Genomic DNA, 12,600 nt, shown 5'->3' on the forward strand with positions numbered 1-12,600 from the left:
TAAATATCAAAACAAGAATGGCAGTATGAAAAAGATAATAATACTGATGGTTTGTCTGTGGGGACTTGGTAACACCTTTACCTCGGCACAAACTACGGAGAAGGAGAAATTCATCTCAAGCTTGATGAAGCAGATGACGCTGGATGAAAAGATAGGCCAGCTTGCACAATGCACCTACCGAGGGAATTTTACCGGACCCGACGGTGGAAATATTCCTAAAGAAGAGTATGTCCGGCAAGGCAGAATAGGCTCTATGCTGAATGTGATAGGAGTAAAGGATATACGCCGTTATCAAGAGCTTGCTTTGCAATCGCGTTTGCGCATTCCTTTAATTTTCGGACTGGATGTTATCCACGGCTATCGTACCGGATTTCCGCTTCCGCTTGCCGAGGCTGCAAGTTTCGATTTGGCCATGATTGAGGAAGCTGCACGCTACAATGCTTTGGAAAGTGCCGCCGATGGTTTGAACTGGGTTTTTGCCCCGATGGTGGATATTTCGTGGGACGCACGTTGGGGACGCGTCATGGAAGGGGCCGGTGAGGACCCTTATTATGGTTCTCGGGTAGCGGAGGCGCGTGTCAGAGGCTTGCAAGGAGACGATTTGGCAGACACGACGACTGTCATGGCATGTATGAAACATTTTGCCGGATATGGTGCACCGATAGCAGGAAAGGAGTATAATAGTGTGGATATGTCAATGGGCCACTTTGCCAATTTTTATATGCCTCCCTATAAGGCGGCCATAAAGGTAGGAGCAGCTACCGTGATGAGTGCTTTCAATGATTTTAATAATATTCCTTGTACTGCCAATGATTTCTTGCTCAACCGGCTATTGAGAGAGCAGTGGGGATTTAAGGGATTTGTTGTGTCCGATTATAATTCGGTAGAGGAATTGGTGAACCACCGTTATGCTGTTGACAAGAAAGATGCCGCAGCCAAAGCGCTGAATGCTGGTCTGGACATGGAGATGGTAAGTACCTGCTACTTGACTTATCTGAAGGAGCTTGTTCAAGAAGGGAAAGTAAAGGAGAGTGTGCTTGATGATGCAGTACGGTGTATATTGGAGAAGAAATATGAGTTGGGATTGTTTGAGGACCCTTTTCGCTACTGTAATCCGGAAAGAGCGGCCAGAATACTCAATGCGCCCGAAGTCCGTAATGCTTCGCTCCGTATGGCCGAGCGTTCCGTTGTATTGCTGGAGAATAGGGAATCTGTGCTTCCGTTGACGGCACAGACGAGGAAGATAGCCTTGATAGGAGGACTCTCAAAATCCCAGTACGATATGGCAGGTGCTTGGGCTGCCACTACGGACCGGAACAAAGTGGTGACCTTATATGATGCATTGGTCCGGAAAGGACTGGAGGTGAGCTATGCTGAAGGCTATGATATGAAGAGCAATCAGTTGACCGGATTGCAGGAAGCATTACAGGCTGCTGAGGCTTCGGATGTCATTGTTGTGGCGGTAGGCGAGAGATTCGGTCAGAGTGGCGAGAAGGCTTCCAAAGTGAATATAGCCATACCCGAGGGGCAGCAGAAGCTGGTGTCGGAACTGGCAAAGACTGGAAAACCTGTCATTGCTCTTGTCATGTGTGGGCGTCCGGTAATCTTCAATGAGATAAGGGAACATGCTGATGCGGTACTGTGTACTTGGTGGCTGGGAAGTGAGGCCGGCAATGCCATATGCAATGTGTTGTGGGGAGAGTATAATCCTTCGGCTAAATTGCCCATGACATTTCCTGCACACGTAGGACAGATTCCCATTTATTATCAGAATAAGAGCACCGGCCGCCCTACCGCATTGAAACAGACCTATAAGGCATCTTATATCGATGCTTCCACTGAGCCTGCCTATCCTTTCGGATATGGGCTTTCGTACACGGATTTTGGATATTCTGATTTGAAACTGCTGCCGGGCAAGGCTGCAGGCGTCCATACGGAGGTGTCGGTAAAAGTGACTAATACCGGTAAGTGTGCAGGAGAGGAAGTAGTTCAATTGTATGTGCAGGATAAGGTAGCCTCTGTTACGCGTCCGATAAAGGAATTGAAGGGCTTCAGGAAAATTCATCTGAATGTGGGTGAAAGCAAAACTGTAGCTTTTCAGATAACTGACGATGCACTGGGATTCTATGACAATGAGATGAATTATATGGTAGAACCTGGTGATTTCGTCTTTATGGTGGGTGGCAGTAGTGATGATGTACAGCAGATTACCTATAACTTGAAAGAATAGGATTCTTACCCTATAAATGAAAAGCAAGGCTGTCTGGAATCATATCCGGACAGCCTTGCTTTTCTGTTTTAGTTGGTTATCACATTCGTGAAATACTCTTTGAACAGTTTTTCTGCCCGTTCCAGTTGTTCCGGAGTATTTTCCTTCACTTCTTTCAATTTGTAATCCCATCCCATGGCTTCGTATTTGTGAACACCCAGACGGTGATAAGGAAGTATTTCCACCCGTTGTATCTGCTGGTATTTGCCAAGACTTTCACCCAGCAGGCGGGTGTCTTCTTCCGAATCGCTGTAACCGGGGACCAGTACATAGCGCAGCCAGAAGGGGTGTTCATGTTCTTCGAGCCAGGCAGCGGTGCGGAGTGTCTGTTCGTTGCTTCGTCCCGTCAGCGTACGGTGGCGTTCGGGATTGAATTGCTTGATGTCCAGCAGCACGAGGTCAGTCAGACTAAAGAGCTCTTCCACCTTTTCATTCCAGATGCCTCCGTTACTGTCCAGACAGATATGGATGCCGTTCGCCTTCAGCTCCTTGAAAAGAGGAATCAGCGCTTCTGCTTGCAGGGTAGGCTCACCGCCGGAGAAAGTAATACCTCCTTTCTTCCCGAAGAATGCCTTTTGGCTGATAGCCATTTGCAGAATCTCTTCCGGAGTGGTGGGAGTGCCTCCTTTTACATCAATCGTATCCGGATTGGCACAATACAGACAACGGAACGGACATCCTTGCAGGAAAACGACGAGCCGGAGACCCGGCCCGTCGAATGTTCCCATACTTTCGTAGGAGTGTACATTTATCATATTACATTCTTTCGTGGAATGAACGGCTGATGACTTCCAACTGATGCTCGCGGCTCAACTTCACGAAGTTCACGGCATAGCCGGAAACGCGGATGGTGAGTTGCGGATACTTTTCAGGATGTTCCATGGCATCTTCCAGCATTTCGCGGTTCAGTACGTTTACGTTCAAATGGTGGGCACCTTTGGTGAAGTAGCCGTCCATCATGGTTACCAGGTTCTCTACACGTTCTTCCGGTGTCGGGCCCAGTGATTTGGGAACAATGGAGAACGTATTGCTGATGCCGTCCTGCGAGTCGCGGTAGCGCAATTTGGCTACGGAGCTCAAGGAAGCGATGGCACCGTTCTTGTCACGTCCGTGCATTGGGTTGGCACCCGGAGCAAAGGCAACACCTTTGGCGCGTCCGTCCGGAGTGGCACCGGTCTTCTTGCCGTACATCACGTTGGAGGTGATAGTCAGCAAGGAAAGGGTGGGACGGGCATTCTTGTAGACAGGCAGCTTTTTCAGTTCTTCGCTGAAATAGTAAACGAGGTCTACTCCCAGGTGGTCCACACGGTCGTCATTATTGCCGAAGCAGGGGAATGAGCCTTCGGTGTCGAAACCTTCGGTCAGGCCGATTTCGTTGCGGCGTGCAGTGACTTTGGCATATTTGATGGCGGACAGTGAGTCTATGGCGATGGAAAGGCCGGCAACACCGTATGCCAGATTGATGCGTGGGTCGGTATCGATGAATGCCATCTGGGCTTTCTCATAATAATACTTATCATGCATGTAGTGGATGATATTCATGGCCTCGTTGTAGACACGGGCTATTTCAGTCAGTACCTTCTTGTAGTTGGCCATAACTTCCTCAAACTTCAGTGTCTCGCCGGTCAATACGGGAATACCTTTCACCATGACAGTTCCGGTGTTTTCGCAACGGCCACCGTTGATGGCAAGCAGCAGGGCCTTGGCAAGGTTGGCACGTGCGCCGAAGAACTGGATTTGCTTGCCGATGGCTTGGTAGGATACACAGCAGGCAATGCCGTAATCGTCGCAGTTGCGCACTTCGCGCATCAGGTTGTCGTTTTCGTACTGGATGGAGCTGGTATCTACAGAAACTTTGGCGCAGAAATCCTTGAAGCCTTCCGGCAGTTCGGGACTCCACAATACGGTCAAGTTCGGTTCCGGAGAAGGACCGAGGTTGTATAGCGTCTGCAAAAAGCGGAAAGAAGTCTTGGTGACCTTCACGCGTCCGTCGTTGAAGCGTCCGCCGATGGCTTCGGTCACCCAAGTCGGGTCGCCGGCAAAGATATCATTGTACGACTGCATGCGCAGATGGCGTACCATACGTAGTTTGATGACGAACTGGTCTATCAGTTCCTGTGCAAACGTCTCGTCAATCTTGCCGTGAGCCAAATCGTATTCGATGAAAATGTCGAGGAACGAAGATACGTTACCCAGTGACATGGCTGCTCCGTCCTGCTCTTTGATGGCAGCAAGATATGCCATGTATACCCATTGCACGGCCTCTTGAGCTGATGTAGCCGGATGGCTGAGGTCGAGTCCGTAATATTCGCCCATAACCTTGATGTCCTTCAAAGCTTTGATTTGTTCTGCCACTTCTTCGCGTAGACGGATGCGTGCTTCGGTCATCGGGCCGGTGAGGTTGCGCAAGTCCTCCTGCTTGGCTTCAATCAGACGGTCGATGCCGTAGAGAGCCAATCGGCGGTAGTCGCCGATGATACGTCCGCGGGCATAGTTGTCGGGCAATCCGGTAAGGAATCCCAGTGAGCGGAAGGAACGGATTTCTTCGGTATATACATCGAATACGCCGTCGTTATGTGTTTTGCGGTAATGGGTGAAGATGTCTTTTACTTTATCGTCCACTTCCACTCCGTTTTCACGGCATGCTTTTGCTACCACGTTGATGCCTCCGAAAGGTTTGATGGATCGTTTCAACAGTTCATCAGTCTGCAAACCGACAATAAGTTCATTGTCCTTATCAATATACCCGGCTTTATGAGAAGTGATGGTAGATACGGTGGTATTGTCCAGTGAACGGACGCCATTGTTGTTCCTTTCTTCTTCGAGAGCCTTCAGACAGATGTCCCAGATACGTTTGGTACGTTCGGTAGGTCCCTGCAAGAAAGATGCATCCCCGGTATAGGGTGCGATGTTTTTACTGACGAAATCACTGACATTGATTTCTTTATTCCAAAGCCCATTGGTAAAGGTTTTGTTCAATTCCATAAAATTTGTTTTTGTTAGTAGGTTAGATAATGTTATCCTTTAGAGCGCGCAAAAATACTGAATAAATTCCGTAATTTTATAAGAGATACTTCTCTTTTTATGTTGAACAGCATAAAATAACTATTATTAGGTAGTGAATGTCCGGGGGAGTAGAGATGTTAATACTTTCTTTATATGTGGTTTATGAATTGAAACAAGAACCGAATAATAATCTGCATTATTTACAAATGATGTAGGTTTAAGGAACAGTCGTATTCTGAACCTAATTCAGTCGTATAGTGAATGCCATTCAGTCGTATACTGAATAGGGTTCAATCGTATACTGAATGTGGCTCTTTGTAAATATACTGATAGCCAGTAAGTTATAAAACTCTGTCTTGCCCTTGATAAATTTCAACAAATAGCCTAAATGCCGTTATGTTCGTTCCGTAGTGGGTATAAATAAGAATTTTGGTATAATTGCTCTGTTTTTGTGCAGAAAAGTTTGTAGAATAAAAAATGATTTGTATCTTTGCACCGCTTTAAAAGAAAAGTACTTCTGAAAAAGAAGTTTTGGAGAGGTGGCAGAGTGGTCGATTGCGGCGGTCTTGAAAACCGTTGTGCTGCGAGGCACCCGGGGTTCGAATCCCTGTCTCTCCGCTGAACTAACTGGATAATGAATAGGTAAGTCTCATAAATTCAACGATTTGTGGGACTTTTTTTATTCCATTATCTCTGCCCTATCGGATATTATTTAGCCCTTTATAGAATAAGAATTTATACTTTAGTTTTGACTGAACTTCAGTATATATGTGCAATTTTAGAACAAATAATCTAAAAATGATTTTCTTTTGTAACTTAGCATAATATTTAAAACAAATATGGTAAAAGCTACAAAAGATAATAGGCCTTTTTCAAGTGGTGTGTTTGATTTAGAGGAGTTCAATATTTATACAAAGGTAATTGATTTGCCTCTTGACGGGATTCCGACATATCTAGAAGAAGGGATAAATGGAGTTTGTACCGGAGGCTCTGCTCTTTTTAATGTGTTTTCTAATAAACGCAGGGTTGTGAAGAATGATTTGATAACTATTTTTCCTTATCAGTTGGCAAGTATAACCGAAATCAGTACAGACTTTGCCGTTATTTTCTTTAAAGTACCAAAGAAATTGTTTATGGATACCATTAATGGGCTGGGTAGGCTTACACTTGACTATTTTTTCTATATGAGGAAATATTATAGCTCTCCGCTCAGTGAAGAAGAGTATAAGCGCTTTGTTCATTTCTGTCATATATTGTCATACCGTGTAGATTTATCTTGTGCCTTTCTTAGGAGGGAATCGGTGATGTATTTATTGAGGGTTTATTATTGGGACTTGTATGTGGGCTATAAGAGTAACCCCAAGGCTATGGCTTCCGTGAAGTTTGTACGTAAAGAGAAGCAGGTTTTTGAATTCTTTTATTTGGTTATAGAGTATCATACTATAAGTCGTGATGTAGCATTTTATGCAGATAAGATGTGTATCTCACCTAAATATCTGACAATGTTAATAACAGATAATACTGGTCGTTCGGCTAAAGAGTGGATTGTGGAATATACCATACTTGAGATAAAAGTCTTATTGAAAGACTCCAATCTTGAAATAAAGGAAGTGGTTTCACGAACTAATTTTCAATCGAATTCTACGATGACACGTTTTTTTCGTAAGCATACAGGCACTACTCCGTCAGAATACCGTGAGAGAATGTTTGTCTGATATTTGGATAATTTGTACTTATACCAAAAGGCAAGAAAGATATGAAAGAATATCTTAAAATAATAGATGAAATAATCGCTCTTGTGGGGTTACATTTAATTCCCAAATTTGTTAATCTATATCAAGGCCAGGTTGACATAAGATGTGAGGAAAATGATACTGGAGTCTTAATTAATATTATTGTGTCTTTACCAGATAAAAATGAACTGCAGGCTTTGCAAAATCAAGTTGGTATGGACTCACTACAAGCCAAACAGATCTTAGAAGGAATATTAAAATTGGAGAAAATGGATTCATGCAAACCATTGGAAAACAGACAACTGGAATTGAAACGAATTTGGCTTAACAAGCTTGTTTCAGTGTTGGAAGAGCATATGGAAAATACAGAGTTTAATGTTGCTATGCTCTGTCAACTGTTGGGAATGAATCGAAAACTGTTGTATCGAAAGATTAAACAGTTGACGGGGGTTACTCCAGTAAGCCTTATTCGGCGTGTTAGGATGATAAGAGCCGCTACACTTTTATTACAAGGCAGATTCACTGTATCGGAAGTAATGTATATGGTAGGCTATTCCAATCCTTCTTATTTTTCCAGGTGTTTCATGGCAGAATATAATATTTCTCCAAGTCAATATGCAATAATTCAAAAAAAACAGGTGGAGCGTCCGAATAAGGGGGCACTCCACACATGATTCATTGTCTTTTGTTCTGTTATTTTTTATACCAATCCTTACAGTCATTTCCCATTGATTTTGCCCATGTAGCAAAACCGGGATATTGGCTGTCAATTCTGTTCCTTTCTGTTACCGGGGTAAACCCTAGCATCGGTATATCGATAGCAAATGGATATGCTCCTTTACGGTCGATATAGTAAGCATCATCATTGCTGCCAATCAATGACTGATTGGCATAAGCTGTAGCTTTGTGTTTGGGCAGATGAACCTCTGTGCGATTCTGTTCTCCTTGTGAATATTTTACGATGATGTATGGATTATAGGACAATAGCTGATTCTTTAGGAAAGAACCGTTGAATTCTCTGGTGACTACATATTTATTGCCTATATTCTGTTTGGCATTGGACATTACGATAATGGACGAAGTCTCTTTTTCCAATATTGCACCTTCCGGCAAAGTGATTTTATCGCCAATTTGTGCTGCATCTATCTGATAGGCAAATGCGTTAACATATGTAGCGCCATCATGTACCGGAGTGAATTCGTCAACGATCTTCGTTACTATATTCTTTTTGTCGAAATAGACTTTGCGTTCGTATTCTACAATTACGTCATTCATGTCATAATCGCCACCGGAAGGCCAAATATCTTCGAATGCCAGTGTGCCGGTAACATTTTCATCTTCATCGGGTTTGGGTTCTTCTTTATCACCTTCATCGGGAATAGACGGCCTTTCAGGATCGTCAATAGAACTTCCCGGAGTAGCATCTACATAAAATAAAAGGTCACAGTAGCTTTGATTTACACCATCTTCTGCTCCAAGAATCGTCTTGCCGCTTTTTTGGTCTTTAACAGAGACAAAGGCCGACATGTTGTTTTGGGGATTGGAAGTGCGAAGATTTGAATTGTATGGATTATATAAATCAGGCAATTTAAGATAATCTTCTAAATTATTTCCATAACCGTTCTTAAAACCGTCGGCATAAAGAAACCAGCCTACTGTATATCCTGCTGGGAATGTATCATGGGCTTGGCCGTCTTCATCGAAGTAAAGCAGACGAACTTTATTCCCGGATTCTAAAATCAATATTTGGCCGCCATACCAGTCAAAAGACACATTGGGGAATATAATGTATTTCCTCACTTGGTCTACATCGACGGACGTTCCGGTTTTATAAAAATAATATCCGAAAGTATTGTTATAACTTGCACTTCGATTGAGAAAAATGAGATTCAATGCGGTGTTGTCCTCCTTTATCGAAATATTGATAGTTTTTCCATTACCAAGTAATTTTGAATTGTCTTGTCCTCCTTTATTGAAGAATGTTTTCATCCGGTCTGTCAAATCCAAAATACTTTCATTACCAATATTTTTTTCCTTTGTCATATATTGGCTGTTCAGCTGACCTCCTTCTCCCCAATAGCACAGTGAGTATAGATTTTGGGATTTGTTTACTAAATAAGGTACATCAGACGAAGCGCGAGTGACAGACTTTGTTTTAGGATTTGATTTTGCCGACATGTCAAAAATGACAGCATTGTCTTTAATTTCAAGTTCTATGCATCCCGGCAATCCCCATGTCGCAGTATATAAATAAACTTTATTAAGATAGGTAGGAAGCTGCATTTTTCCCTCATACTTACCGCTGTTGTCGGTATAGGTTTTGAACAAGGCTTCTATACCCTCTTTCTTTATCGGCGTACCTTCCACTGTTTCCATCGGATTTTCACCGTAAATTTCTATCAAAGGAATAAACCCGTAAATGTCATAGTTGACAGAAAGCCGGACATCACTGCGCATCTCAAAGCCGAAATATTTATCCGGGTCAGGAAGAGGTTCTTTTTCACGATTCGGGTCGTATACGTCTTTCTCCATACAACCTGTCATAAGGCCTGAAAGTGCAAGCACTAAAATGAAAGCCCCAATGCTAATTAAGCGGTTTTGTTTCATAAGATATAAAAATGTTATGTTAATTTTATTTGTATGTATTTTTGATTAGTTACTTGCTCTTTAAATACCCGATACATTTTATTATGCAAATTTAGTCTGTATTGCTCAAACTCATTGATACAAAATTGACAAAAGAATGATAGAAAAAGGACAGTTGATTTTTTTTGTATATCCATGTGATAGTTTGTCGGGAGTGTCTTTTTGTTCTTCCTTTATTGGATTTTACCCTCTTTTCAGTATATTTGCGCTCGGCGTTTTAAGAATATTATCTTTGAGCCGATTCCAATACTAAACTAGATAGAATTAATGGAGAAAATAAATGCAGTAATTACGGGAGTGGGAGGGTATGTTCCTGACTATATTCTGACCAATGAAGAAATATCCAAAATGGTAGATACGACAGATGAGTGGATAATGGGGCGTATCGGTATAAAGGAAAGACGTATCTTGCACGAAGAAGGATTGGGGACTTCGTTTATGGCCCGTAAAGCTGTAAAACAATTAATGCAACGTACAAAATCTAATCCTGATGATATTGATTTGGTGATTGTGGCCACTACAACGGCCGATTATCATTTTCCTTCAACAGCATCCATATTATGTGAGAGAGTAAAGCTTAAGAATGCTTTTGCTTTTGATATGCAGGCTGTTTGTAGTGGCTTTTTGTATGCATTGGAAACTGGAGCCAATTTTATCCGTTCGGGAAAATACAAGAAGGTCATTGTAGTAGGGGCTGATAAAATGTCGTCGGTGATTGATTATACCGATCGTGCCACTTGTCCGATTTTTGGTGACGGTGCTGCCGCTTTCATGCTGGAACCCACCCGGGAAGATATGGGAGTAATGGATGCCGTATTGAGAACAGACGGGAAAGGTCTGCCCTTTTTACATATCAAAGCAGGAGGTTCCGTATGTGCTCCATCTTACTATACACTGGACAATCGGATGCATTATATTTATCAGGAAGGACGTACAGTCTTTAAATATGCTGTGGCCAATATGGCGGATGCTTGTGAGGCGGTCATGGAGAGGAATCACTTGACGAAGGAGGACATTGACTGGGTGATTCCCCATCAGGCAAACATGCGTATAATTACTGCAGTTTCGCAACGCTTGGGAGTATCTCCCGAAAAGGTAATGGTCAATATAGAACGGTATGGAAATACAAGTGCCGGCACGCTTCCGTTGTGTGTATGGGATTTCGAGGATAAGCTTAAAAAGGGGGATAAACTGATTTTTACAGCATTCGGAGCAGGATTTGCCTGGGGAGCTATTTACGTGAAGTGGGGATACGACGGAAAAGGTTGAGGCTCACTGATAAGATTTAGGTTGTTTGTTTTTTTTCTGATACAACTTTTAGTATCTTTGCGAAACAGCAGTTTTTTATTGTGACAGAAAATTGCATGTGTTTTGTTAACCATATAGAAAACTAAAAACAATCAGCGTATTATGAACCAGGAATTATCCATGAGCCCCAATCTATTGGTGGCTGCCCTTCAAAAACCGGCTTCCGAATTTACGAAAGCAGACATTGTTTCCTATATAAAGGAGAACGACATTCGTATGGTGAACTTCATGTATCCTGCGGCAGACGGGAGACTGAAGACACTGAACTTTGTCATCAATAATGAAGCATACCTTGATGCCATACTTACATGTGGTGAACGCGTAGATGGTTCCAGCTTGTTTCCGTTTATAGAGGCCGGTAGCAGTGATTTGTATGTAGTGCCGCGTTTCCGGACCGCTTTTATAGACCCTTTTTCTGAATTGCCCACACTGTCAATGCTCTGTTCTTATTTCAATAAGGATGGTGAACCGCTGGAAAGTTCTCCGGAATATACCCTGCGTAAGGCATGTCAGGCATTCACTACGGTTACGGGGATGGAATTTCAGGCTATGGGAGAATTGGAATATTATGTCATTTCTGAAAATGACGGATTGTTCCCGGCTACCGACCAGCGTGGTTATCACGAATCGGCCCCTTATGCCAAGTTCAATGATTTCCGTACGGAATGTATGTCATATATTGCGCAGGCAGGCGGACAGATAAAGTATGGGCATTCTGAAGTCGGTAATTTTACGCTGGACGATAAGATTTATGAGCAGAATGAAATAGAATTCCTGCCGGTGCGTGCCGAGGAGGCTGCTGACCAACTGGTGATAGCAAAATGGGTTATTCGTAATCTGGCTAGCCAGTATGGATATAACATTACTTTTGCACCGAAAATCACGGCAGGAAAAGCCGGTTCCGGATTACATATACATATGCGTATCATGAAGGACGGGCAGAACCAGATGCTGAAAGATGGGGCACTTTCTGAAACAGCCCGTAAGGCCATTGCGGGCATGATGAAGCTGGCTTCTTCCATTACAGCTTTCGGTAATACAAATCCTACTTCCTATTTTCGTCTGGTTCCTCATCAGGAAGCACCGACCAACATTTGCTGGGGCGACCGCAACCGTTCGGTATTGGTACGCGTTCCGTTGGGCTGGTCGGCAAAAACGGATATGTGCATGTTGGCAAATCCGTTGGAGACCCCAAGTCATTATGATACTACACAGAAACAGACGGTGGAAATGCGTTCGCCTGACGGTTCGGCCGATTTGTATCAATTGATTGCCGGACTTACTGTAGCTTGCCGTTATGGATTTGAGATAGACGATGCTTTAGGAATTGCAGAAAAAACATATGTCAATGTAAATATCCACAAGAAAGAAAATGAAGATAAGTTGAAACAACTGGAACAGCTTCCTGACAGTTGTGCCGCTTCTGCCGATTGTTTGGAAAGACAGCGTGCTGTCTTTGAGCAATATCATGTGTTCAGTCCTGCAATGGTTGATGGGGTTATTTCCAAACTGCGTTCTTACGAGGATAGAACCTTGCGTGCAGAGATACAAGACAGTCCGGAGGAGATGCTGAAACTGGTCGAGAAGTATTTCCACTGCGGATAGGAGAAGAAATGAGGGCATAACTCGCCGCAGGTT

The 12,600-nt window shown here is 43.3% G+C and carries 8 protein-coding genes and 1 tRNA gene; 6 read left to right on the top strand and 3 right to left on the bottom strand.

What is annotated here, in order from left to right; all coding sequences use genetic code 11:
- Window positions 1-25 precede the first annotated feature (25 nt).
- Window positions 26-2,230 carry a beta-glucosidase BglX gene (gene bglX / locus ACESTD_RS04360; RefSeq protein ID WP_117713787.1) on the top strand — a complete coding sequence of 735 codons (2,205 nt, stop codon included), beginning with the start codon at window positions 26-28 and terminating at the stop codon, window positions 2,228-2,230.
- Window positions 2,231-2,298: 68 nt separating this feature from the next.
- On the opposite strand, the gene pflA is transcribed toward bglX, so the two are convergent.
- Window positions 2,299-3,024: a pyruvate formate-lyase-activating protein gene (gene pflA / locus ACESTD_RS04365; RefSeq protein WP_005831659.1), complete on the bottom strand. Its 726-nt coding sequence runs from the start codon at window positions 3,022-3,024 to the stop codon at window positions 2,299-2,301.
- 1 nt (window position 3,025) lies between these two features.
- Window positions 3,026-5,254, bottom strand: coding sequence for a formate C-acetyltransferase (gene pflB / locus ACESTD_RS04370; RefSeq protein ID WP_005832491.1), 2,229 nt, complete (start codon window positions 5,252-5,254; stop codon window positions 3,026-3,028).
- 554 nt (window positions 5,255-5,808) lie between these two features.
- On the opposite strand from pflB, the gene ACESTD_RS04375 reads away from it, so the two are divergent.
- The 3 genes from ACESTD_RS04375 to ACESTD_RS04385 all read left to right on the top strand — a co-directional run bounded on the left by ACESTD_RS04375 (window position 5,809) and on the right by ACESTD_RS04385 (window position 7,682).
- A tRNA-Ser gene (locus ACESTD_RS04375) sits at window positions 5,809-5,893 on the top strand.
- Window positions 5,894-6,114: 221 nt separating this feature from the next.
- Window positions 6,115-6,990 (top strand): AraC family transcriptional regulator, encoded by an 876-nt coding sequence (locus ACESTD_RS04380; protein WP_005832488.1) that lies wholly within the window; start codon window positions 6,115-6,117, stop codon window positions 6,988-6,990.
- Between the two features lie 41 nt (window positions 6,991-7,031).
- Window positions 7,032-7,682, top strand: a complete 651-nt coding sequence (locus ACESTD_RS04385; RefSeq protein WP_232058976.1) for an AraC family transcriptional regulator — start codon at window positions 7,032-7,034, stop codon at window positions 7,680-7,682.
- Between the two features lie 19 nt (window positions 7,683-7,701).
- Here the strand turns inward: ACESTD_RS04385 and ACESTD_RS04390 are convergent, their stop codons facing one another.
- Window positions 7,702-9,615, bottom strand: a complete 1,914-nt coding sequence (locus tag ACESTD_RS04390; protein ID WP_005832484.1) for an LruC domain-containing protein — start codon at window positions 9,613-9,615, stop codon at window positions 7,702-7,704.
- Window positions 9,616-9,921: 306 nt separating this feature from the next.
- On the opposite strand from ACESTD_RS04390, the gene ACESTD_RS04395 reads away from it, so the two are divergent.
- Entirely contained in the window at window positions 9,922-10,923 is a 1,002-nt protein-coding gene (locus ACESTD_RS04395) for a beta-ketoacyl-ACP synthase III (protein WP_005831570.1), read from the top strand.
- A gap of 141 nt (window positions 10,924-11,064) precedes the next feature.
- Entirely contained in the window at window positions 11,065-12,567 is a 1,503-nt protein-coding gene (locus ACESTD_RS04400; protein ID WP_373158697.1) for a glutamine synthetase family protein, read from the top strand.
- The last annotated feature ends 33 nt before the right edge of the window (window positions 12,568-12,600 follow it).

Origin of the sequence: Bacteroides sp. AR20 (genome assembly GCF_964250605.1) — a bacterium.
Taxonomy (GTDB): domain Bacteria; phylum Bacteroidota; class Bacteroidia; order Bacteroidales; family Bacteroidaceae; genus Bacteroides; species Bacteroides uniformis.

Coding starts and splice junctions, on each gene's coding strand:
- ACESTD_RS04400 (WP_373158697.1), top strand. CDS start 11,065: ATGAACCAGGAATTATCCATGAGCCCCAATCTATTGGTGGCTGCCCTT.
- ACESTD_RS04385 (WP_232058976.1), top strand. CDS start 7,032: ATGAAAGAATATCTTAAAATAATAGATGAAATAATCGCTCTTGTGGGG.
- pflA (WP_005831659.1), bottom strand. CDS start 3,024: ATGATAAATGTACACTCCTACGAAAGTATGGGAACATTCGACGGGCCG.
- pflB (WP_005832491.1), bottom strand. CDS start 5,254: ATGGAATTGAACAAAACCTTTACCAATGGGCTTTGGAATAAAGAAATC.
- ACESTD_RS04380 (WP_005832488.1), top strand. CDS start 6,115: ATGGTAAAAGCTACAAAAGATAATAGGCCTTTTTCAAGTGGTGTGTTT.
- ACESTD_RS04390 (WP_005832484.1), bottom strand. CDS start 9,615: ATGAAACAAAACCGCTTAATTAGCATTGGGGCTTTCATTTTAGTGCTT.
- bglX (WP_117713787.1), top strand. CDS start 26: ATGAAAAAGATAATAATACTGATGGTTTGTCTGTGGGGACTTGGTAAC.
- ACESTD_RS04395 (WP_005831570.1), top strand. CDS start 9,922: ATGGAGAAAATAAATGCAGTAATTACGGGAGTGGGAGGGTATGTTCCT.